Below are 21324 nucleotides of genomic sequence, written 5' to 3'. Positions count from 1 at the left end.
ACGTCTCTACACAGTGGGATTATTGATAGGCTTGACTATTGCTATTCATACCTCGTAGGGGAAGTTGCTACCCTAGAAACATTAATACTCAACACTCTATCCCAGAGGTCTAGCCATGAGCAACCGGGAAACCCGAGAACTTGTCCATCAGGAAACCAAAGCACTTGCCCGTGAAGTCAAAACCCAGGCTACCATTTTAGGCGGACTTGTCGCCGTGATGTGGGGTTTAGAACTCATTGATTTAATCATTTTTCAAGGCGCACTGAACCGCTATGGTATTTTCCCCCGTCAAATTATCGGGTTAAGGGGTATACTATTTGCCCCCTTTCTCCATGGTGGTTTAGGTCACCTAATTGCCAATACTATCCCCTTTCTCACTCTAGGCTGGTTTGTCATGTTACAAGAAACCAGCGACTTTTTTATTGTTACCGCCATCACCATGGTTGTCAGTGGTTTAGGGGTTTGGCTAATCGGTTCTTCTCGTGTTCACATTGGCGCTAGCGGTCTAGTTTTTGGCTATCTTGGTTTTCTGCTGTTGCGTGGCTATTTTCAACGCAATGTTCCCTCTATTTTACTCTCACTTATCGTGGGATTTCTCTATGGAGGAGCAATTTGGGGTATTTTACCAACGGTTCCCGGTGTATCCTGGGAGGGGCATTTATTTGGCTTTATGGGTGGAATTATTGCCGCACGCCTGTTGTCTGAGCGCAAGAGATGAGGGATGGGGAAGTAGAGACGCGCCATGGCGCGTCTGGGAGATGGGGAAGATGGGGAAGATGGGGGAATTAATTCAAAATTGGATCAGGGCGGGTTTAGTTACATTTGGGTTAAGTAAGAAACGATAATAGTGAAACCCGCCCCTACACACCGCCACCGAATGACGTGAAGGGTCAATACGTTTCCAATTATTAATGGCAAAACAAAAATTTCCTTATCTGGTGGGTTCCAAATGGACAGCGACTCAACAAACCTGGGGTTGGCGACATTTTCAAGTGGTCAACCGCAAAAATCAGGGTCAATGGGTTTTTGCTGAAATGGTGGCTTCTTGTGACCCTACTGTTCGCTTTTGGCTTAATGCTCAACAGTTTAAAGACCGTTCTCTGTGGAAACCAGGTTGGCAGTCTTTACAAGAAATGAAGGAACTGGCAGAGGATGAACTATGATAGAATATCATGTCCGCCGAAACAGTTATCATTTCCTTTTAACGGACAACAATAGCTCCTTCCATTGAAGACCAAACTGTAAAGAGTGAACTACCTATAAAAATATCCTTTCTCAGGTGATTTATCATGAAAATTAATTCGTCAAAGTGGGTTGTTGCCCTAGTTTTTGTTATTTTTCCTTTGAATTGCGCGGCTTCTAGCACGGGTAGAATCTGCCAATATGATCCTGAGTCTGGTCAACCTAATCCTTTGGGAATGAGGGCATATATTACCATTACAGAAGACGAGGGAAGTACAATTGTTACCTATGAACAGTTTCCCTCAAATGTTGCTGAAAATATTTCCCTGACAACGAAACGAGAACTCACGTTTCATGATACCCCCTTGGACACAGCACGGGTGGTTCTCCTGCAAAACAAGAATTACTATTCTGAGTTAGTTGGCTATGATGACCCAGAAGGATTTGCACCTGTTAATGAAGTATTAACCTGTGAGTCAAAGTGATGGGATCTTATAAAGACATTTGGGAGCAGATGCATTCGTAGGGGCTCTCGCTTATGCGTCCAAATGTCTCGGTTTTATGCCAATATTCCAGCGCATAAGCTTCGCCAAATCCCCAGAGGGAAGCAAGAGTTTCTACCAGGATTTACCGGAAAAGAATGAGATGAAACGGTTATTAATTACAGGTATTAGTGGCTTTTTAGGATTGCATATTTGCCAATTATCTAAAGGCGAATGGACTGTTTATGGAACTTGCTTTTCTAACTTGATCAATAGTCCAGGTATAAACACAATAAAGGTTGATTTAACCAATTTCCCGGAACTAAAACAACTTTTTCAAGACATTAAACCTGACGCCGTTATTCATACCGCTGCTCAATCCAATCCTAATTTTTGCCAGATACATCCCCAAGAGACAGAAGTGATAAATGTTATAGCATCTGGTAATATCGCGGGACTTTGTGCGGATTATGGCATTCCTTGTGTATTTACATCTACTGACTTGGTATTCAATGGTTTAAACCCACCCTATCGGGAAACTGATCCGGTTTCGCCAATTAGTTATTATGGAGAACAAAAAGTTAGGGCTGAGAATATAATGTTAACCCGTTATCCTCGGACAGCAATTTGTAGAATGCCTTTAATGTTTGGTCAGGCGACACCAACGGCGACTAGCTTTATTCAGCCATTTATTGACATTTTACAAGCGGGAGGGGAGTTAAAATTATTTGTTGATGAATTTCGCACACCTGTGAGTGGAACCACCGCCGCTAAAGGGTTATTGTTAGCCCTCGATAAGATTCAAGGCTACCTGCATCTGGGTGGGAAAGAGCGGATATCACGCTATGAATTTGGTCGTCTCTTGGTGGATGTGTTACAATTACCCAAAGCCGGATTAAACTCTTGTCGGCAAACTGAAGTAAAAATGGCAGCGCCAAGACCTTCAGATGTTTCCTTGGACAGTTCCAAGGCGTTTGCATTAGGATATAATCCTCCATCATTGCCAGAAGAATTAGAGGTATTGCGGGGGAGGTTGTAGAGAGGGGCTATGGCGCGTCTCTACAGGGTTCAATCATTTATTTACAACAAGCTTCTATTCAAATAGATATTAGGGGCGCAAGATTTGCGCCCTTGGCGATGCACCACATAAAACCCGAAAATTACTTTCCTATAAATTAGGATTACTAGTTGACTTTATTCTTCTTTCTCGAATTCTCTTGCTTGAGTACGAATCCAAAGCCTAATGCGGCGGCTGAACCCAGAAGTGTCAGGGGTTCAGGAACAGAAGGAACTTTAGTTAGTTTGTAGGAGACAGAGCCAGTTAAATTTCCATTTGCCAAAGTGGCTTGTCCACTTGCCATATCACCAATTTCCTGGGGCAGTGGCAGTATGTTAAACAGAGTGAGACTCTGAGAAGGCGTACTGAAAAGAATATTGGTTTGGGAGCCATCAGTGACAAATTGCCCTTGATTAAATTTGATATTCCCCAACTTTAGAGCAACTGATTCAATTGCATCCATTGAATCGTTCGTGGTGAAGGAACCAGCAGCTGCATTTATTGTTGTTGAACCACCCAGTATGTCTGAATTAACTGGGATATCATGGATGTCTACACTAAATCTCATTGAAGCGGCTGTAGCGGGTGATACATTAGCTAGACCGACGGTTGCAGCAGTGGTAGCAGCCGTTAAGGCAGCCAGTGAGGTAAATTTCATAAATCTTGTCATGGAATCACACCGTATGAAGTAGGACAGTTGTCACTCTTAATTAAACGACTGCTAGATAGATATAACATCTATCTTCAGGAGTAGAGCAACTTAGTTATTGTATCTACTTATATTGGGTGAGTCAATCGAATTTGTTAGGCTTTCCTGAAAATAATAATAATTGTTACATAACAATCGAATTATTGAGATCTTGCGGGGGGAGAATCTCCCGTACCTCGTGGGATTATAAAAAAAATATTATTAAGTGTTATTCCGTAGGATATAAGGGTTTTAGATTAAGAAAACCTAAGGACAAAACTTTCTTTTTGCCCAGAAGAATAAAGATTGAACAAGGTTTAAGTTATTGACAGTTTGATGTCAGGTGCATAATTTCTACGGGGAGTCGCAAAATAATTTTTGCCATACGAGACAAACCAAATTTAATTTTAAGCGATCGCGGCAACTCTTGCCAGGAAACCGGGACAAAGCCAAAGCGCCTGTAGAACTGGGCTAGGCGCGTCCCCAAGCATTCCAGATAAAGGGGAAAGCTGGCTTGGGCAATCAGATGGTGCATCAGCAGGGTTGCCAAACCGCGATCGCGCCACCGTCGGGCGACAACCAAACTGCCCAACTCTTGGGCGTCAGCAAACTGGCGCAACTGTCCACAAGCCACCACCTGTCCCTGACATTCAATCACCCAGAATTGCTGCCATCGTAACTGCGTCGGATCAAGTTTTGCCCCCAGTACCAATCGGAAAATCGCGCCCCGATCCCCAGAATAGGCGCGTCGGAGGACACAGTTGGCGGGTAGAGTTGGCTGACTCGTATGCATGTAGGATGATTTAATAGGGTGAGATCGCTGAGTTTAATGGTTCGAGAGTACCCGAAACCTGATACATTTACCGAGTATCGGCAAGCACAATTTATGGATCGACTATGAAAGTCTTGGTTATTGGTGGCGATGGTTATTGTGGGTGGGCAACCGCCCTGCATCTATCCAACAAAGGATATGACGTCGGGATTATAGATAGCCTGGTGCGCCGTCATTGGGATATGACACTGGGTGTAGAAACACTGACGCCAATTGCACCGATTCAGCAACGCCTCCAGCGTTGGCAGGATCTGACGGGAAAATCCATTGACTTGTTCGTGGGTGATATTACCGACTACGATTTCCTGATTAAATCCCTGCATCAGTTTGAACCCGAGGCAATCGTTCACTTTGGTGAACAACGCTCTGCCCCATTTTCCATGATTGACCGGGAACATGCGGTACTGACTCAGGTAAATAATGTCGTAGGGACGCTGAATATTCTGTACGCCATGCGACAAGACTTCCCCGATTGCCATTTGGTCAAACTGGGGACGATGGGTGAATATGGAACGCCGAATATCGATATCGAAGAAGGCTATATCACCATCGAGCATAATGGACGCAAAGACACCTTACCCTATCCCAAGCAACCCGGTAGCTTCTACCACCTCAGCAAAGTCCACGACAGCCATAATATCCACTTTGCTTGCAAAATTTGGGGACTCCGGGCAACGGATCTCAATCAAGGCGTCGTCTATGGTGTCTTAACCGAAGAAACGGGTATGGATGAGATGCTGATAAACCGCCTCGACTACGATGGCGTTTTCGGTACCGCCTTAAACCGTTTCTGTATCCAGGCGGCGATCGGTCATCCCTTGACAGTATACGGTAAAGGGGGTCAGACGCGGGGCTTTTTAGATATTCGGGATACGGTTCGCTGTGTCGAACTCGCGATCGCGAATCCGGCTGATCCCGGTCAATTCCGTGTATTCAACCAGTTCACGGAAATGTTCAGTGTGGGCGACTTAGCCGTGATGGTGAAAAATGCTGGAACCCATTTAGATATCGATGTGGATATTCAGCACCTCGATAACCCACGGGTTGAGTTAGAACAGCACTATTTCTACGCCAAAAATACTTGCCTGTTAAGTTTAGGACTCCAACCCCACTACCTATCTGATTCCCTGATCGATTCCTTACTTAACTTTGCCAGCAAGTACAAGCACCGTGTAGATGAAAAACAAATCTTACCCAAGGTGTCTTGGCGGCGATAAATCTCTAGACTATCGGTCCAGAATTCAGGATTACGCTAGGGAAGAAATAAAACGTCAATGGGAAAAAATAGGAGTTTCGGTGGTTTATGTTCCCGTTTTTTCAACCCAACTTAGTCTAGAACCGCCCACGATGATAACTGAACCGATGGTTTCGGTAAGAGGAACTAGAAAATCTCAGTTTCCTCTTACCCCATCCCATTTGTGATGGGAAATACTTATTACCAAACGTTGTCTCAATCTCCATCCTCGACAATGCGTGACTTATCCATTGCCCAAGCCGCAGAAAACAGACATCGAATCAATTGTTTGGCTGAAGGTGTGGGCGTTTTATTAGGGGGAATCATCGCGGCTATCGGCATTCATGGACTCTGTACCTTACCGCAAAAACACAATGAACGCTCTTAGTCCTTATAGCTGTCGCCATAAAGATTAAGACAGATATAATGGCTGAAACGACCCAATACCAGTAAGAATCCTTCTGCCTTTTGCAATAACACTCCGCACACGGTCACACGATTATGCGAATTGCCTTATTCACTGAAACCTTTTTGCCAAAAGTTGATGGAATTGTCACTCGACTGCGGCACACGGTTGACCATTTACAACGCAATGGTGACGATGTTCTGGTTATTTGTCCCGATGGTGGACTCACTGAACACAAAGGTGCCAGAATTTATGGCGTTTCGGGTTTCCCATTACCTCTATATCCAGAACTGAAACTGGCATTACCTCGACCCGCGATTGGCATGGCTTTAGCCGAATTTAAGCCAGATGTGATTCATGTGGTGAATCCGGCGGTATTAGGGTTAGGGGGACTGTATTATGCTAGGGTGATGCAAATTCCTTTAGTCGCGTCCTATCACACCCATTTACCCCAATATCTTCAGCATTATGGGTTAGGGATGTTAGAACCAGTGATGTGGGAATTAATTAAAGCCAATCACAACCAAGCCCAGCTTAATTTATGTACCTCGACGGCGATGGTTGAGGAATTGAGAGGGCGCGGGATTCAACGATTGGATTTGTGGCAACGGGGTGTGGATACCGAGACATTCCATCCTAGTTTGGCATCTGAAAAGATGCGATCGCACTTGTCCCAAGGACACCCGGAAAGTCCCTTGTTGCTTTATGTTGGGCGTTTATCGGCAGAAAAGGAAATTGACCGGATTAAACCGGTTCTCGAATCCATCCCCGGTGCGCGTTTGGCGTTAGTGGGAGATGGGCCCCATCGCAGCGCCTTAGAAAAACATTTTGCCGGAACCCCAACCCATTTTGTTGGTTATCTTACAGGCGAACCTTTAGGTTCTGCCTTTGCGTCGGCGGATGCGTTTATTTTCCCCTCCCGTACCGAAACCTTGGGATTAGTCTTGCTAGAAGCGATGGCGGCGGGGTGTCCGGTAGTGGCGGCGCGTTCGGGTGGGATTCCTGATATCGTCACTGATGGGGTCAACGGCTACTTATTTGATCCGCAAAATGAACAAGGCGCGATCGCGGCGACTCAACGTCTATTCCAGGAACAAAGTGAACGGGAAACCCTACGCCAAAACGCTAGGGCGGAAGCCGAACGCTGGAGTTGGTCAGCCGCAACCCGTCAGTTACAACAATATTATCAAGGCGTGGTTTTGTCGCGATCGCTCTTAACGGCGGCTTAATTAGGGCGTGGTTTTGTCGTACCTCTACCGCATCAGAGTGCCATGTCCCTAAACTGTGGTAGGGGCACGGCATTGCCGTGCCCTCTTATATCTGTGCAAATATTATTATTCTCTAATGTTGAGAATTATTTAAGGGCGAATCCGAAGGCTCAGCCAGCAAGAATCCCTCTGGACATCGGGTGAAGACCCAAGGATGAGACAATAGAGGCAACAGGTAAGAGGAAATGACAAAGGACAAAGCATAAATGACAAATAACAACTCAGGCAGATAAATTTGTCTAAAATTGAGATTGGTCTAAACTAACGGAAAAAGGAAGCGTTTTTCAATTTTCACCGATATCGCTGTGCTTATTTGTTTTACCCAGACTGCATTCCTCAACCCGACGTGCATGAGAGCACGTCTGACAGCCAGAGCCAAAAGTAGCTGTTGAACAGCGAATACTATGACACTGTCTAATGCCGGTAGCGTTCTTGCTACATTGACTCAGTTAACCCAACTCAATCGCACTAGCGTCCTAACTCATCGAGTTAAAGACCTCTCCCTTCCCGAATTTATCTGCTTACTGGACTTCATCACCGCTGAATTTCAGCAATTTCTGCGAGCGCTGGAAATGATTAACCATGAAGCGCTCGAAACCATGCTGGAACAGGTGATGGAGGCATTTACTCTAAAAATTGGTCAACTCCTGCAAGCTGAGCGTACAACTATCTTCCTGGTTGATGGTGACAAAGACCAGCTTTGGGCAAAAATTCCCTCTGGTGAGGACAACGCCGCCAAAGAAGTTCGCATTCCCCTGACGGTGGGTTTAGCGGGTCATGTGGCGACGACGGGTGAATCGCTCAATATCACCGAAGCCTATAACCACCCCTTGTTTAATCCGGAAGTTGACGAGTCTCCCGGCTATCATACCGATTCCCTCTTGTGTATGCCCATTGTCAGCAGCAATAAAAAGATTGTCGCTGTGGTACAGCTATTGAATAAAGCTGGGGGTGTACCGTTTGACGAAGAAGATGAACAGCGCTTCCGTGACTTTGCCGCCTCTATTGGCATTATCCTGGAAACTTGCCAATCATTCTACATGGCAGCCCGGAACCAACGCGGCGCCGCTGCACTCCTAAAAGCAACCCAGTACCTAGGTCAAAGTTTAGACCTAGAAGCCACACTGCGTCTAGTCATGGATCAAGCGCGGGAGTTAATGCAAGCAGACCGCTCTACGTTATTTATGCTAAGTAAAGATACTGGGGAACTGTGGAGTAAAGTCGCGACGGCTGATGGCAACAAGATGATGGAAATTCGTATCCCAGCTAATCGGGGGATTGCGGGTTACGTGGCGTCTACGGGTCAACCGTTGAATATTGCCGATGCGTATAAAGATCCTCGGTTTGATCCGACGACAGACAGAAAAACAGGCTATGTGACTCGCAATCTTCTTTGTATGCCCGTCTTTAACTCGGTGGGGGATTTAATTGGTGTAACTCAACTGATTAATAAGCATCAAGGTAGCTTCAGCACCTCCGATGAAGAGTTTATGCGGGCATTTAATATTCAAGCCGGCATTGCCCTGGAAAATGCCAAACTGTTTGAGAATGTTCTGATCGAAAAGCAATATCAAAAAGACATCCTGCAAAGCCTTTCTGATGCGGTTATCTCTACCGATATGCAGGGACGAATCGTGACCATTAATGATGCAGCGCTAGGATTACTGGGGTGTCCCTTACAACAAGCCGATAATCGCAATCGTCATTTGTGGGAAGAGAAACTCACGGGTCGCTACGTCTGGGAGGTTGTGCCCATTGAATATCTCCAAGTCCGGTTACAAGACAGCCTAACTACGGGTGCGAAGCATTACCTCCCCGAACAAAATTTAACCGTGGGTCTTTTCCAATGTCCACTGGAAGAGATAGAAAAACCCAATACTCCCCCCTATTGCCAATCGAATGATGATACTCATCTTTATCTCCTCGCTATTCCCAAAAGCGATAACCCTAGAATCTATAGTCTCTGGAATGAAGCTCCCAGTCTTGTTCCTACCTCATCCTATCTATCTTCATCCTATCTATCTAAAGAGCAAGTCCAACCCATAGAACGGAGTATTAATTTGACGGTCAATCCGCTAACGAATCCCCAAGGAACAGTGCGAGGGGGTTTAGTTGTATTAGAAGACATTAGTCGAGAAAAGCGGCTGAAAACAACGATGTATCGCTACATGACGCCAGAGGTAGCGGATGAAGTCTTGGCGTTAGGTGAAGATGCACTGATGCAGGGGAGTAAAAAAGATGTCACCATTTTATTTTCAGATATTCGGGGGTATACAACTTTAACCGAAAACTTGGGAGCGTCGGAAGTTGTTTCGCTGCTGAATAAATACTTTGAAACAATGGTCGAATCGGTCTTTGAGCATAAAGGGACTTTAGATAAATTTATTGGTGATGCGCTAATGGCAGTTTTTGGCGCTCCCTTGGCGTTAAAAGAAAATCATGGCTGGATGGCGGTTCAGTCGGCTTTAGATATGCGCTGGCGCTTAGCCAAGTTTAATGAACCTCGGATGAAAAATCGCCAACCTTTAATTCATATTGGAATTGGAATTAGTTCAGGAGAAGTGGTTTCGGGTAATATTGGTTCCCACAAACGCATGGACTATACGGTTATCGGAGATGGCGTGAATCTCAGCGCCCGCCTGGAAAGTATTACTAAAGAGTACGGCTGCGATATTATCATTAGTGAATATACGTATAACCTCTGTCGCCAAAATGTTTGGGTGCGGGAATTGGATAAAATTCGGGTGAAGGGAAAAAATCAAGCGGTTAGCATTTATCATTTGCTTCAAGATATCGACACGCCTCTCAACGATAAAACTCACAAATTTTTAGACCTGTATGCCAAAGGACGTAAAACCTACATGAATCGCGATTTCTCCAGGGCAATTGTGTATTTTGAACAAGCTTATCAACTTGAACCCAATGATAAGCCGGTTTTGATTCACCTCGAACGGGCTAAACATTATCAGGATAATCCGCCTCCTGATTATTGGGATGGTGTGCATACAATGACTAGAAAATAGGGCGGTTGAAACCGCAGCTACACAAAGTCAGGACATGATATAAAGGGGTTTGGTAACCAAACCCCTACGGCGTCTTAACAAATCGTATTAGCAGGGAAACTTATCAGACCTAAAAGAAATTTTAACCATTGTCCTGTATTAACTTTGACAAATTGCCGTCATAATCAATGGATAGGCAAAGAAATGCCAATGCAACCAACAGGAAAATAAGGATATGGGTATAGCTGACTGTTTAATAATTACACTCTTTAGTGCCATAGTTTGCATCTGCTTACCCAAGATGCTGATGGTGATGAGTTCAACGGTTCGTCGAATCCGTAGCTACCTATTTAGTTTTCCTCAAAAAATAAATCCTATCCAGCCCCGTGCAATTAGACATAAAAATGCATCACAACTTGGTTGACACTCACAAACGGGTAAGCGATGCTTGAGAGACAGGTAAAGTAAACCAAAACGTTGTCCCCTCTCCAGGAGAACTAATCACCCCAATTTCGCCTCCGTGTGCTTTAATAATTTGCCGACACAGGTACAATCCCAAGCCAATACCGCTTAAGCTGCGAGAAGACGCGCCGCGATAGTAGAGATCAAAAAGGCGATCGCACTGTTGTTGTTCCATCCCTACTCCATTATCCGCGATCGCACAACGCACCATATCCCCCCCAACAGCACCCTCCACCACCGTCGCACTCAGGGTGAGGTGAATTCCGGGGAGGTTGTGTTTCATCCCATTGGTGATTATATTCTCAAACACTCGCCACAACTGTTTGGCGTCAGCACTCACTAAAGGTAAATCATCGGGAACGTGATTCGTCAACGTCACTTGATTTTTGATCAATAACGGTTGCAACTCTGTGAGAATGTCTTGAATAAGTTGACTCAGTTCTAAAGGTTCGCACTCACAGGGAATCCCATAAGATTCAGCCGCGTGAATCTCCAGTAACGAGTTAATTAAATTAAGTTGGCGATCGCTACTTTGGATCATCCGCTCTACAATGGAACGGGGGACAGGGATTGTCAATTGTCCTTGGTCATTTGTCCTGAGTTCTGGGTTTTCAGGAGAAAAATAACTATTCAGTAAATTTTTCAGCACCATTAACATCCCCATCACCGGTGTGCGTAAATCATGGGATACTGCATGTAAGAACACATCTTTGAGTTGATTTAGTTCTTGCAATTCCTGCATTTTTTGCTGCAATTGCGCCGTTCTTTCTTCAACTTGATACTCCAAGTTTGTATTCAGTTCGCTAAGCTGTTGGTATAATCGTCCCTGCTTAATCGCAATCGCCACTTGCGTCGCCAGACGGCGCAGCAAATCCACTTCCAAGGGTTGCCAATGACGCGGACTTGTGCATTGATGCGCCACTAATAAGCCATACATTTGCTCATCCACAACAATCGCCACGGCTAAGGCGGCTTTCACTTGAAATTGATCCAAATATTTAGCACGTTCTGGGGAGGTTTCCAAAAGATCGGTATCGTCAATAACTTGCACCTCGGTATGTTCAAATAAAGCAATTAACTCCTGAAGATACTCGTCATTGTCCACCGCTAAATCCCAACAGGAGGGCAAACTATCCGCCACGGATTCTGCCACGACTTTACCATGCATCGTCCCATCCATATAACTAATCAGCACCCGATCCGCTTGCAGGAATTGGCGGACTTCTGCTACAGTCGTATTCAGAATTTCATTCAGATCCAGTGAGCGGCGAATCCGAGCCGCAATTTCTCCCAACAAGCGATCGCGTTCAGCCGCTTCTCGTAATCGCGCTTCGGCTTGCTTTTGCTCCGTAATATCCCGCACCACAGCTAAAAGATGGGGTTTCCCTTTGTACATAAACCCGGTTCCCCGCACCTCTATGGGAAACGGCGTACCATCGGAACGCAAATCCACTGCTTCCCGCTGAAAAGGAACCCCCTGTCTAACCGCAGTCAGATACTCGTAAAATATTGAATGGGAGTCCGGATGAATAAAGCTTTCGGGATCAAGATGAATAAACTCTGAATAGGAATAGCCATGCATTTGACAAGTGGCTGGATTTACCTCCACGAGTTGTCCATCTAAGTCGCTAATAATTAAACCATCCGTGGTGGCTTCAAAGATTGCCCGATATTGGACTTCACTCTCTTTGAGACGCTGTTCAGCTAATTTACGCTGAGTAATATCATGGGTAAGTGCCAGTAAGCAACGTTCTCCCCTTAAATTAATAATCTCGGCGGAGAGTAAACCGATGAGAATTTCACCCGATTTCGTCCGAAACTCATATTCTTGGTTCGTAATCGCACCGTGCTGCTGCAAACTACGAATCATGCGATCGCGATCGTCAGAATGCACCCAAATATTCAATTCCTCAACAGTACGACCAATCACCTCTTGACGTTCATACCCAGAATACCGCCTAAATGTTTCATTGACCTCGATATACCGTCCATCTGCTAAGGTACTAATCGTGATCGAATTGGGACAACAGCGAAAGGCTTTAGCAAACTTTTCCTCGCTCAACCGCAACGCTTCTTCCGTGCGCTTGAGTTCAGTAATATCCACACTGACACAGACAGCCGCTTGACCCTGTTGGTATTTCTGAGCAACTAATAAATAATACCGACAATTATCGTCAACAAAGGTTTCAATTTCTCGGTTGGCTTCCTGGAGTGGATTGGCAAAAAAATGGACGATAAACTCCTTAAATCCGGGGGTGGAATTCATAAACCCCAGTTCTTTCCCCACAAACGCTTCGGGGGATAATCCAAATGTCTTCGCCAGATAACGGTTGACGCCCTGATACTTTAAATCTGTCCCCACCCAAGACACACATCCGGGTACAGCATCTAAAATAGCTTGTAACTGGTCTTTCGCCGCTTGTAGTGATGCGATTAACTGCTGTTCCGTTTCCTGCGCCCGTTGGCGTTCAGCAATTTCTTGGCGCAATTGCTCATTGGTGGCGGTTAACGCCGCTGTACGTTCAGCGACTCGCTCCTCCAATTGTTCATTCATCAAGCGCAGGGCGTTTTGAGCTAAATGACGTTCGGTGATATCGTGACCAATACAGAGAATACCTGTCACTTGTCCTGAGACATCCATGAGCGCTTTATTCGTCCACCCTACCCAGACGCGACTCCCATCCCGCCGGATATTTTCATTTTCGTGGTAGCGGTATTGATCCGGATGTTGGATGATGTCTTGAATTAAAGTGGTCAAGTTGCGTCCCGATGTCTCGGTTTCTGGAATAATCGTCTTAGCTGCAGAATGTCCGAGGATTTCTGCTTCCGGATAACCTAAAAACTGTTGGGCAAATTTGTTTAAAAAGGTGATTGTACCTTGAGTATCGATGCGTAAAATTAAGCTATTGGCATTTTCGACGATGTTTCGATAATAAGCCTCTCGCTCTCGCCATACCTGCTCAACCTGTTCTCGTTCAGCAATCTTGCGCCGCAGTTGCTGATTGATCTGTTTTAATTCGTTGATCTCGTCTGAGTTGTCGGGTTGTCCTTGGCTCTCAGGGTAGAATGACAGGGGGATAGGGGCTTGCAGGGGAGAGTTAGGCGAGCGGGGGTGATTATCGCCTCGGTTGTTGACAATGGCTAGCCAGAGCTGTTTGAGCTGTTGATACATCGGCGGCGTTCCGAGAAGGGTTCCCAAAACGTAATGTTCTTCTCACTATACTCTGACAAGTCTCGCCATGTTTATCCTTTGAGCTCGAACCAACAATTAACCCACCGGGAGACGGTGGGTTAATAGACGTATAAGTTTCATGGAATAATCACCCTGATGAATTCGCTGCTCTCTTGTACCTTCTATGTTATGGAGTTGAGTTAAGCGTCTGTCGATTTAGCCTCAAAGAATCAGATGGCTGACTCAAAATCCCTCCTACACTGTTTTTTTTGCGGTGCGGGCGGGAAGAATCCAGCACAATACTGGCGACAGAACCATCGAGAAAACAGAAACGATCAAAATCATCGATAAAACTTGGCTGAGTTCAGTAGTCATGATCCTTACCTCAATAGTTTTTTATCAGGTTATAGGGCTTTTCTACTTCAAGTTTAACCTTGTTGTATCTCCGACAACAAATTTTACTGTAATTTTATGGTAAAGATATCCGCCATTTTTATAATGTAATCTTTATTGATTTTTGTTAAATATTATTCATGAACAGAAAAAAATACCGAGGCGCAATGCTTCAGACCTGTCCTGGCATATCTGGAATGTGGGAAAGGTAGTGTAGGGGCGGGTTTTACTATTATCGTTTCTGACTTCACCTAGATGCAACTCGCGCCCGCCCCGACGACGTAGAGACGTAGCATGCTACGTCTCTACACTGCTAGTTCACCAGAGCGTCATGGTTTAGAAGCGATAACCCGCACCCGCTTGAATACTAACAGCAGAAGCTGGACTATTTTGATAAGCTTCAATCCCCACCTTTGTATCGCCATAAACAACAAGATTGCGACCAAGTTGAGCTTCAGCACCGACGGTAATAACAGGAGCATTTTTGTTTCCTATAGGTGTGGCATGTTCTTCGGCTTCAACCCAAGAATAACCAGCACCAACGTAAACATTGGCGTTGTTCGTGACAGGAACATCGTAGGAAACAATCGGCATAATGGCGCTGGTATCCTCACTGAATAGAACAGCACCGCGCAGAGAAACTGGCGCTTTTGAAGTTGTTACACGACCTTGAATATTCCCGCCAAATGTTGCCGCATCATTATTGTGTCCACCGTTGGTTACGCCTGCGGCGACACCAGCACCGATATAGTTAGCATCAGTTCCAGTGGGCTTAGCAGATGCCATATCAGCCGATAATAAAACAGGCGCGATCGCGGTAGCGGCTAGGGTTGAAAGGGTAACAAAAGACTTAAGGTTGCGTTTCATAGTAACGTCCATCAATAGGTAGGGTGTAGTGTTGCGTTGTTACTATTCAAGTCGTTTTTAATCGAGTCAATGTTCCAGATTTAGGTTTTTTTTGATTGATTTATTTTTGTAAAAACCTTGGATGCCTTGACAATTAAGCATTTCAGAAAAACCACTTGATTATTTTTCGGTGGCTTTTCCAATAAACATAGAAACAAACGTGAAACTTAGTTAAAATCAATCGAAAAATTATAGTTAGCTTTTGATAATTTGTGAGCCGCCAGTAGACTATTGATTAACTGTCACATTTTTTTTCATTTCGTCCGGATGAGAGTTTCCTCCCCAAGACGGCGGGGAGGGTTCGCATCCCTTACTACAAGCCAAACCCAAAAATGAAGAAAAACCCCCGTTTGTGTTGATCCGGGGGATGATGAAATCAATCGTTTCAATGCATCGATTGCGGGGGCAATTCAGGAATTGCCCCAACAGAGTTCTATTTCACAGAAACCTTAGCACCAGCTTCTTCAAGCTGCTTCTTGGCTTCTTCTGCGGCTTCTTTTGCCACCGCTTCTTTAATCGGCTTGGGCGCAGACTCTACCATATCTTTGGCTTCCTTGAGACCCAAACCAGTCATGGTTCGCACGACTTTCAGAATGGCAATCTTCTTATCAGCGGGAACTTCTTCTAAGATGACATCAAATTCTGTCTTCTCTTCCGGCTCTTCACCCGCTGCACCAGGCGCACCGGGAGCCGCCATTCCGGGCATCATCATCATGCCACCTGCAGGAGCAGCGGCGCTAACGCCAAAGGCTTCCTCAATTTGCTTAACTAATTCCGACGCTTCGATTAACGTCAGGGATTTTAGCTTTTCCAAAATTTCGTCGGTTGTAGCAGACATGAATAAACTCCTTCGTTTGACTTTTTACGTTTGACCCTTTGACTAAGCTCAGGGTAAGCTTTTTAGGTTCCAGGTAGCGGTAGGTACTAGCCACCGCTTTCTTTCTGAGCGGAGAGCGCTTGCAAAACCCGACCCAGTGAGCCAGGAATTTCGTTGATGCTGCGACCCAGGGAAGCAGGAACTTCATTGACACCCACAGCCAGTTGGGTGGCGATGGAATTAATCGCACCCGCAATCTGCCCAATGAGTTCTTCCTTAGACGGCAAGTCAGCAATCGCCTTGATTTGGTCTTGATTCAAGGCTTGACCTTGCATCACGCCGCCCTTGAAGTCGGTTTTTTTGGTGGCTTTCTGGAAGTCCTGATATGCCCGAATTGCACCACCCACATCGTCTTTGACTAACATGAAGGCGGTGGAACCGACCAAGAATTCGGTCATGGGTTGCCAGTTTTCATCATCCTCAACCGCCCGCCGCATCAGGGTATTTTTCGTGACCTTACAGACTGTGCCTGTGGGACGCAGCCGATCCCGCAAATCGGTAATTTGAGCCACGGAAAGTCCCTGGTAGTCAATGATGATGGCGAGTTGGGACTCACTCAAGAGTTGCTTGAGATCAGCAACGACTTCCTTTTTGTTTTCCAGGGTTCTGCCCATTCTTGTTTCACCTCCTTGTTTCCTTTCATAGTTGATAGTTAGAAAATCCTGCCATTAGCCATAACAAAACCCCGGACATGCCGGGGTTTCGCTCTTGTATCTTTAATACCTGTACTTTAGTTTAGATGTACAGTGATAGTGGATACGTCGGGCGCTGACCTCGGCAGGATATTAAGTGATGAACACCTGCTGTCTTTGGTACAAGCCAATGAAATATTGGATCGTCAACAAATCTAACGGTTCACATTAGGCAGCCTCAACCGCTTTCAAGTCCCGTAGCGTCGGGATATCGACTTCGATGGAGGGTCCCATGGTAGCGCTGACAAATATGCTGCGCCAAAAGCGACCTTTCGCCCCTGAGGGACGATTGCGGTCAATCGTTTCCTGTAAGGACTTGAGGTTGACCAGCAAGTCTTCAGCAGAAAATGATGCCTTACCAAACATAACATGAACGATGCCTGTGCGATCAGCACGAAATTCAAGTTTACCTGCTTTGAATTCTTCGATCGCCTGGGTTAGGTCAAAGGTAACGGTACCACCTTTGGGAGAGGGCATCAAACCCCGTGGCCCGAGGAGCCGTCCTAACTTAGCCACTTGGGGCATCATGTCTGGCGTGGCAATCAAAAGGTCAAAATCCATCATCCCATTTTGGATTTCGCCAATTAATTCTTCAGAACCGACAATATCTGCTCCCGCATTACTCGCTTCTGTGACTTTTTCGCCTTTGGCAATGACCGCGACTCGTACCACCTGACCCGTTCCTTTGGGTAGTGATACGGTTGTCCGCAGTTGCTGATCGGTATATTTGGGATCAATTCCCAAGCGGATATGTGCTTCGGCGGATTCGGGGAATTTTGCCGTCGCGGTTTCTTTTAAAAGCTTAAGAGCTTCTATGGGTTCATAAGGTCGCTCTTCAACCTTGCCTTGTAATTCTTGTAATCGACGTGATAGTTTTTTGGGCATTTATCTCTCCTGGGGTGACTAACGAAGCTTCTTACCTCTCCCCCAAATTAGGTTGACAACGGTCTTTGATTGCGGGTTGATGGCATTTAAATCTCAACCCATGGACTATTCCGCGATCGCGACGCCCATATTCCGGGCAGTCCCTTCGACGATTTTCATTGCTGCTTCAATATCATTGGCATTGAGGTCAGGCATTTTCGTCTGAGCGATTTCTTGCAGTTGCGCCCGGGTGATAGTTGCAACGTTTTGCCGATTGGGTTCACTTGCGCCTTTTTCAATACCCGCTGCCTTTTTGATCAGTACGGATGCAGGCGGGGTTTTGAGGATAAAGGTAAAACTGCGATCCTCAAACACCGATATTTCTACGGGAATGACCATTCCTACTTGGTCGGCGGTCTTGGCGTTGTATTCTTTACAAAACGCCATAATATTCACCCCATGCTGACCAAGAGCCGGTCCTACTGGGGGAGCCGGGTTGGCTTTCCCCGCCGGGAGCGCCAACTTAATAACTGCAACGATTTTTTTTGCCATTCTTAGCCTGTTTTTTCCACCTGATTGAATTCTAATTCAACTGGCGTATCTCGCCCAAAAATGGAGAGTAACGCCTTGAGCTTACTGCGTTCGGGGCTAACTTCAATCACTTCGCCTTCAAAATCTTTAAACGGACCCGATAGCACGATGATTTTGTCGCCAACAGCCATGTCTACTTTAATAACTGGCTCTTGTTCTTCGGCGTGCTTAAAGATCCGTTCGATCTCTCCAGGACTCAGGGGTACCGGTTTAACGTGACCTCGCCCCCGTCCATAGCGACGTTTCTGTTCTGCCCCTACAAAATTAATCACATTGGGTGTGTTTTTGACAACCTGCCAGCTTTCATCATCCATGACCATTTCCACCAAGACGTAGCCAGGGAAGACCTTTTCTTCAGAGTGCTGGCGAGATCCATCCTTACGGATTTTTACCGTCGGTGTTTGGGGAATCTGAACTCTTAAGATTCGGTCAGCGACATCTAGGGTTTGCACTCGCTGTTCTAGATTTGTCTTTACCCGCTTCTCACAGCCGGATGCCACCTGAACCGCATACCAACGGGCAGGTGGGGCTTCTTGTAGCTGTGAGTCGCGATCGTATGATTCGTTTGCTGCAAAACTCATCCAAATACCTGTTGTGATGCCCACAAGAATAAGCCATCCACTAAATAGATTAGGGTGGCTGATAGCACGACCATCAATAACACGGCAGCCGATTCGCTAATGAGTTGCTGCCGAGAGGGCCATACGACTTTACTAAGTTCCTCTTTGGTTTCTTGAAGAAACGTTACAACATTAAACCCAGAGGCTTTTTCCTGAGACTCTGTGTCCGTTTTTGTTTTCTTTGCCACAATAAGTTGATTTCCCCCTTCTACTGATTATCAGAGCTGTTCAACCCAGCACTCATAATTCATATTAACCTGCTTCACTCATCAGTGAAGTGGATAAGACTTGGGTAGAACTGCTGATGCTCCCCCAATTTTATATATTTATAACGCGCCCTGGAGGACTTGAACCCCCGACATCAGGTTTTGGAGACCTGCGTTCTACCAACTGAACTAAGAGCGCTTGGGTTGGCTGGTAGAGGTGAATTTATTCCCTTTGCTTTACTGATTGTAACGCAATTAGGGCATGAATACCAAGCCAATATCCAAAAAAAATTTAAATCCCCCGGTCAAAGCGCTGCTTAACGCGAGTCGCTTTACCCACACGCTCTCGCAAATAAAAGAGCTTCGCCCGACGAACCTTACCTCGACGCACGATTGTAATACTGGCAATTCGGGGAGAATGGAGCAGAAAAACCCGTTCTACACCAACACCTTGGAAGACACGCCGCACGGTCATCGTTTGGTTGATACCACCGTGACGCATGGCAATCACAGTACCTTCGTAGGGCTGAACCCGTTCTTTGTTCCCTTCACGAATACGGACGCCGACTCTAACTGTGTCACCAATATGGACTGTCGGTAGGTCGGATTTGAGCTGTTCGGCTTCTATGGAGCGAATAACCTCTTGAGCATGCATAGTTCTTAAAAAAAATCACAGCCTATAATCTTAACGCACTATCTGACTCGACGTCTAGTTTTGAGTTTTGAGCGACCGTAGGGGTTTGGTTACCAAACCCCTACGGCGTGGTGAGGATGTCAATTGTGCTAAAATGTAAAGAATTATAGAAAAATGACGATTTTCTCTTGACTCAGGGGAAAACTAGCAGTATGCCAAATGCATTTATGCGACTGGGAGGAGAGTTATGGGTTTCAAAAATATTCTAGGACCACTGTTGATCCTAGCATTGCTGTTTATCACGTTAGGCGATCGCGTCCTACCTGCGCCGCTAGATGATGCGAGCCGCAACACCCGCACCAGCATCAATCAATTTTTAGTTGGGCTATTTCCCGACTGGAATCCCACAAACCCAAATGAACGTACTGAAAAGGAAGTTGATCAATTAGAACAGAGGTAATCTTCTACCGGGAAGGGAGTAACCACTGGGAGAGCGATCGCGCTCCTCACTTTGGGTTTACCATTAGCAGAGGAAAAACGCTATCTACTAGAGATAAATTTCCATGAAATGGTATAATGAACCGCCTGTCTGGAATGAACAAGAGCAAGTAATTACAGTCACGTCAGGACTAAAAACAGACTTCTGGCGCAAGACGCATTACGGATTTATCCGCGATACGGGACATTTTTATTATCAGGAGATAACCGGTGATTTTATGGCTGTCGTGAAAATCACTGGACAGTATCAAAAACTGTACGACCAAGCAGGGTTAATGATCCGCGAAAATGATCAGAAGTGGTTAAAGTGTGGAATTGAGTTTGTAGAGGGTGTACAGTATGCCAGCACAGTGGTCACACGAGAGTATTCGGATTGGTCTGTGGTGGGTATCCCAGAAAATCCTAAGTCCTTATGGTTAGAACTACAACGTAGCGGCGGCGCTGTCGAGATTAACTATTCCCTTGACGGCGAACAATTTACAATGATGAGATTAGCTTATTTAACTGAAACAGAAACAGTGCAAGTGGGTTTAATGTGTGCGTCACCGGAACGGGAAGGGTTTCAAGTTGTCTTTGAGGGATTTCAAATCAAGACTCTTTCAGCATAGCGGTTCAAACTAATCTAGTAGTTTTGGAGGACTAATTTATGTTGAATTTAGATAGAATTACGTTTAATCCACGTATCATGGCAGGAGTTGCATGTATTCGGGGAATGCGAGTTCCGGTTTCATTAGTTTTAAATTTAGTGGCAAATGGTAAAACAGTGGAGGAAATTATCGAAGATTATCCCTATTTGGAACCTGAAGATATTCAACAGTCATTGCTGTATGCTGCATGGCTGGCACGAGAGCAGGTTTTCCCTATCGTGGGTGAGAAAGTCGGATGAGATTTTTAGCGGATATGGGTATCTCGCCACGTACTGTTAATTGGTTAAAAGCTGCTGGTTATGATGCCATACATTTAGTTGAAGAGGGTTTGGAACGATTAGCCGATGATGAAATTCTTGTAAAAGCTCGTGAGGAAGGGCAAATTCTTTTAACTGTTGATTTAGATTTTGGTTATTTGTTGGCGGTGAGTGGGGAAACATTACCCAGCGTAATTTTATTTAGACTGGGTAATGAACGTTATGAGATGATTAACGATCGCTTAATGGAAGCCTTGAATCACTTTGAGGAGGATTTAGCTGCGGGAGCAATTATTTCTGTGAGTGATGAAGCGTTTCGGGTGAGGCGCTTGCCGATATGAGTACAAGAAGGCG

The 21324-nt window shown here is 45.5% G+C and carries 23 protein-coding genes, 1 tRNA gene and 1 other annotated feature; of the genes, 12 read left to right on the top strand and 12 right to left on the bottom strand.

Translation table 11 applies throughout. The features are described 5' to 3' along the window. Positions 1-115: 115 nt before the first annotated feature. From RID09_RS16295 to RID09_RS16280, 4 genes are all read left to right on the top strand, one after another. A complete protein-coding gene (locus RID09_RS16295) occupies positions 116-718 on the top strand; it encodes a rhomboid family intramembrane serine protease (protein WP_446336975.1) in 603 nt (200 codons plus the stop codon). Between the two features lie 193 nt (positions 719-911). Then, positions 912-1163 (top strand): TIGR02450 family Trp-rich protein, encoded by a 252-nt coding sequence (locus tag RID09_RS16290; protein ID WP_446336974.1) that lies wholly within the window; start codon positions 912-914, stop codon positions 1161-1163. A gap of 126 nt (positions 1164-1289) precedes the next feature. Then, positions 1290-1667: a hypothetical protein gene (locus RID09_RS16285; protein WP_446336973.1), complete on the top strand. Its 378-nt coding sequence runs from the start codon at positions 1290-1292 to the stop codon at positions 1665-1667. Between the two features lie 160 nt (positions 1668-1827). Next, positions 1828-2703 carry an SDR family oxidoreductase gene (locus RID09_RS16280; RefSeq protein ID WP_446337042.1) on the top strand — a complete coding sequence of 292 codons (876 nt, stop codon included), beginning with the start codon at positions 1828-1830 and terminating at the stop codon, positions 2701-2703. 145 nt (positions 2704-2848) lie between these two features. Here the strand turns inward: RID09_RS16280 and RID09_RS16275 are convergent, their stop codons facing one another. Together RID09_RS16275 and RID09_RS16270 are read right to left on the bottom strand one after the other, a co-directional pair. After that, the gene (locus RID09_RS16275) at positions 2849-3379 is read right to left on the bottom strand and encodes a PEP-CTERM sorting domain-containing protein (RefSeq protein WP_446336972.1); all 531 of its coding nucleotides are present in this window, start codon (positions 3377-3379) and stop codon (positions 2849-2851) included. A gap of 352 nt (positions 3380-3731) precedes the next feature. Then, the gene (locus tag RID09_RS16270) at positions 3732-4202 is read right to left on the bottom strand and encodes a GNAT family N-acetyltransferase (RefSeq protein ID WP_446336971.1); all 471 of its coding nucleotides are present in this window, start codon (positions 4200-4202) and stop codon (positions 3732-3734) included. A 104-nt stretch (positions 4203-4306) separates the two neighbouring features. Here RID09_RS16270 and RID09_RS16265 point away from each other — a divergent pair, with 104 nt between their 5' ends. The 4 genes from RID09_RS16265 (at position 4307) to RID09_RS16250 (ending at position 10172) form a co-directional block, all read left to right on the top strand. Beyond that, positions 4307-5458 carry a UDP-sulfoquinovose synthase gene (locus RID09_RS16265; RefSeq protein WP_446336970.1) on the top strand — a complete coding sequence of 384 codons (1152 nt, stop codon included), beginning with the start codon at positions 4307-4309 and terminating at the stop codon, positions 5456-5458. Between the two features lie 204 nt (positions 5459-5662). After that, positions 5663-5863, top strand: coding sequence for a hypothetical protein (locus RID09_RS16260; RefSeq protein ID WP_446336969.1), 201 nt, complete (start codon positions 5663-5665; stop codon positions 5861-5863). A 113-nt stretch (positions 5864-5976) separates the two neighbouring features. After that, positions 5977-7110 (top strand): glycosyltransferase family 4 protein, encoded by a 1134-nt coding sequence (locus tag RID09_RS16255; RefSeq protein WP_446336968.1) that lies wholly within the window; start codon positions 5977-5979, stop codon positions 7108-7110. Between the two features lie 443 nt (positions 7111-7553). Beyond that, a complete protein-coding gene (locus tag RID09_RS16250) occupies positions 7554-10172 on the top strand; it encodes a GAF domain-containing protein (RefSeq protein ID WP_446336967.1) in 2619 nt (872 codons plus the stop codon). Positions 10173-10578: 406 nt separating this feature from the next. Here the strand turns inward: RID09_RS16250 and RID09_RS16245 are convergent, their stop codons facing one another. From RID09_RS16245 to rplS, 10 genes are all read right to left on the bottom strand, one after another. Continuing rightward, a complete protein-coding gene (locus RID09_RS16245; protein WP_446336966.1) occupies positions 10579-13812 on the bottom strand; it encodes a sensor histidine kinase in 3234 nt (1077 codons plus the stop codon). 702 nt (positions 13813-14514) lie between these two features. Further along, on the bottom strand, positions 14515-15045 hold the full coding sequence (locus RID09_RS16240) for a hypothetical protein (protein WP_446336965.1): 531 nt from the start codon (positions 15043-15045) through the stop codon (positions 14515-14517). A gap of 472 nt (positions 15046-15517) precedes the next feature. Continuing rightward, positions 15518-15922, bottom strand: coding sequence for a 50S ribosomal protein L7/L12 (gene rplL, locus RID09_RS16235; protein WP_446336964.1), 405 nt, complete (start codon positions 15920-15922; stop codon positions 15518-15520). 86 nt (positions 15923-16008) lie between these two features. Next, a complete protein-coding gene (gene rplJ, locus RID09_RS16230) occupies positions 16009-16575 on the bottom strand; it encodes a 50S ribosomal protein L10 (RefSeq protein WP_446336963.1) in 567 nt (188 codons plus the stop codon). A 54-nt stretch (positions 16576-16629) separates the two neighbouring features. Continuing rightward, positions 16630-16792 (bottom strand) — a sequence feature (ribosomal protein L10 leader region). Positions 16793-16821: 29 nt separating this feature from the next. Continuing rightward, positions 16822-17538 (bottom strand): 50S ribosomal protein L1, encoded by a 717-nt coding sequence (gene rplA / locus RID09_RS16225; RefSeq protein WP_446336962.1) that lies wholly within the window; start codon positions 17536-17538, stop codon positions 16822-16824. 105 nt (positions 17539-17643) lie between these two features. Continuing rightward, a complete protein-coding gene (gene rplK / locus RID09_RS16220; protein WP_446336961.1) occupies positions 17644-18069 on the bottom strand; it encodes a 50S ribosomal protein L11 in 426 nt (141 codons plus the stop codon). 2 nt (positions 18070-18071) lie between these two features. After that, positions 18072-18689, bottom strand: coding sequence for a transcription termination/antitermination protein NusG (gene nusG / locus RID09_RS16215; RefSeq protein WP_446336960.1), 618 nt, complete (start codon positions 18687-18689; stop codon positions 18072-18074). Further along, entirely contained in the window at positions 18686-18916 is a 231-nt protein-coding gene (gene secE, locus RID09_RS16210) for a preprotein translocase subunit SecE (protein ID WP_446336959.1), read from the bottom strand. The genes nusG and secE overlap by 4 nt, the downstream gene beginning before the upstream one ends. Before the next feature lie 144 nt (positions 18917-19060). After that, a tRNA-Trp gene (locus RID09_RS16205) sits at positions 19061-19133 on the bottom strand. A gap of 93 nt (positions 19134-19226) precedes the next feature. Beyond that, entirely contained in the window at positions 19227-19589 is a 363-nt protein-coding gene (rplS, locus tag RID09_RS16200) for a 50S ribosomal protein L19 (RefSeq protein WP_446336958.1), read from the bottom strand. Between the two features lie 226 nt (positions 19590-19815). Between rplS and RID09_RS16195 the strand changes: the two genes are divergently transcribed. The 4 genes from RID09_RS16195 to RID09_RS16180 all read left to right on the top strand — a co-directional run bounded on the left by RID09_RS16195 (position 19816) and on the right by RID09_RS16180 (position 21311). Then, complete coding sequence (locus RID09_RS16195; RefSeq protein WP_446336957.1) at positions 19816-20028, top strand: hypothetical protein; 213 nt, start codon at positions 19816-19818, stop codon at positions 20026-20028. Positions 20029-20131: 103 nt separating this feature from the next. Next, the gene (locus RID09_RS16190; RefSeq protein ID WP_446336956.1) at positions 20132-20674 is read left to right on the top strand and encodes a DUF1349 domain-containing protein; all 543 of its coding nucleotides are present in this window, start codon (positions 20132-20134) and stop codon (positions 20672-20674) included. Between the two features lie 38 nt (positions 20675-20712). Further along, positions 20713-20952 carry a DUF433 domain-containing protein gene (locus RID09_RS16185; protein WP_446336955.1) on the top strand — a complete coding sequence of 80 codons (240 nt, stop codon included), beginning with the start codon at positions 20713-20715 and terminating at the stop codon, positions 20950-20952. After that, the gene (locus RID09_RS16180; RefSeq protein ID WP_446336954.1) at positions 20949-21311 is read left to right on the top strand and encodes a DUF5615 family PIN-like protein; all 363 of its coding nucleotides are present in this window, start codon (positions 20949-20951) and stop codon (positions 21309-21311) included. The genes RID09_RS16185 and RID09_RS16180 overlap by 4 nt, the downstream gene beginning before the upstream one ends. Positions 21312-21324 lie beyond the last annotated feature (13 nt).

This window comes from Coleofasciculus sp. G1-WW12-02 (assembly GCF_040219735.1).
GTDB lineage: Bacteria > Cyanobacteriota > Cyanobacteriia > Cyanobacteriales > Coleofasciculaceae > Coleofasciculus.
This window is presented reverse-complemented; position numbering and strand designations above follow the sequence as displayed.

Bases quoted from the DNA above. Each gene is read 5' to 3' on its own strand.
- RID09_RS16265 (WP_446336970.1), top strand. From the start codon at position 4,307: ATGAAAGTCTTGGTTATTGGTGGCGATGGTTATTGTGGGTGGGCAACC.
- RID09_RS16195 (WP_446336957.1), top strand. From the start codon at position 19,816: ATGGGTTTCAAAAATATTCTAGGACCACTGTTGATCCTAGCATTGCTG.
- RID09_RS16190 (WP_446336956.1), top strand. From the start codon at position 20,132: ATGAAATGGTATAATGAACCGCCTGTCTGGAATGAACAAGAGCAAGTA.
- nusG (WP_446336960.1), bottom strand. From the start codon at position 18,689: ATGAGTTTTGCAGCAAACGAATCATACGATCGCGACTCACAGCTACAA.
- RID09_RS16255 (WP_446336968.1), top strand. From the start codon at position 5,977: ATGCGAATTGCCTTATTCACTGAAACCTTTTTGCCAAAAGTTGATGGA.
- RID09_RS16185 (WP_446336955.1), top strand. From the start codon at position 20,713: ATGTTGAATTTAGATAGAATTACGTTTAATCCACGTATCATGGCAGGA.
- rplS (WP_446336958.1), bottom strand. From the start codon at position 19,589: ATGCATGCTCAAGAGGTTATTCGCTCCATAGAAGCCGAACAGCTCAAA.
- RID09_RS16270 (WP_446336971.1), bottom strand. From the start codon at position 4,202: ATGCATACGAGTCAGCCAACTCTACCCGCCAACTGTGTCCTCCGACGC.
- RID09_RS16275 (WP_446336972.1), bottom strand. From the start codon at position 3,379: ATGAAATTTACCTCACTGGCTGCCTTAACGGCTGCTACCACTGCTGCA.
- RID09_RS16250 (WP_446336967.1), top strand. From the start codon at position 7,554: ATGACACTGTCTAATGCCGGTAGCGTTCTTGCTACATTGACTCAGTTA.
- RID09_RS16285 (WP_446336973.1), top strand. From the start codon at position 1,290: ATGAAAATTAATTCGTCAAAGTGGGTTGTTGCCCTAGTTTTTGTTATT.
- rplA (WP_446336962.1), bottom strand. From the start codon at position 17,538: ATGCCCAAAAAACTATCACGTCGATTACAAGAATTACAAGGCAAGGTT.
- RID09_RS16295 (WP_446336975.1), top strand. From the start codon at position 116: ATGAGCAACCGGGAAACCCGAGAACTTGTCCATCAGGAAACCAAAGCA.
- rplL (WP_446336964.1), bottom strand. From the start codon at position 15,922: ATGTCTGCTACAACCGACGAAATTTTGGAAAAGCTAAAATCCCTGACG.
- RID09_RS16290 (WP_446336974.1), top strand. From the start codon at position 912: ATGGCAAAACAAAAATTTCCTTATCTGGTGGGTTCCAAATGGACAGCG.
- rplJ (WP_446336963.1), bottom strand. From the start codon at position 16,575: ATGGGCAGAACCCTGGAAAACAAAAAGGAAGTCGTTGCTGATCTCAAG.
- RID09_RS16260 (WP_446336969.1), top strand. From the start codon at position 5,663: ATGGGAAATACTTATTACCAAACGTTGTCTCAATCTCCATCCTCGACA.
- RID09_RS16240 (WP_446336965.1), bottom strand. From the start codon at position 15,045: ATGAAACGCAACCTTAAGTCTTTTGTTACCCTTTCAACCCTAGCCGCT.
- rplK (WP_446336961.1), bottom strand. From the start codon at position 18,069: ATGGCAAAAAAAATCGTTGCAGTTATTAAGTTGGCGCTCCCGGCGGGG.
- RID09_RS16280 (WP_446337042.1), top strand. From the start codon at position 1,828: ATGAAACGGTTATTAATTACAGGTATTAGTGGCTTTTTAGGATTGCAT.
- RID09_RS16180 (WP_446336954.1), top strand. From the start codon at position 20,949: ATGAGATTTTTAGCGGATATGGGTATCTCGCCACGTACTGTTAATTGG.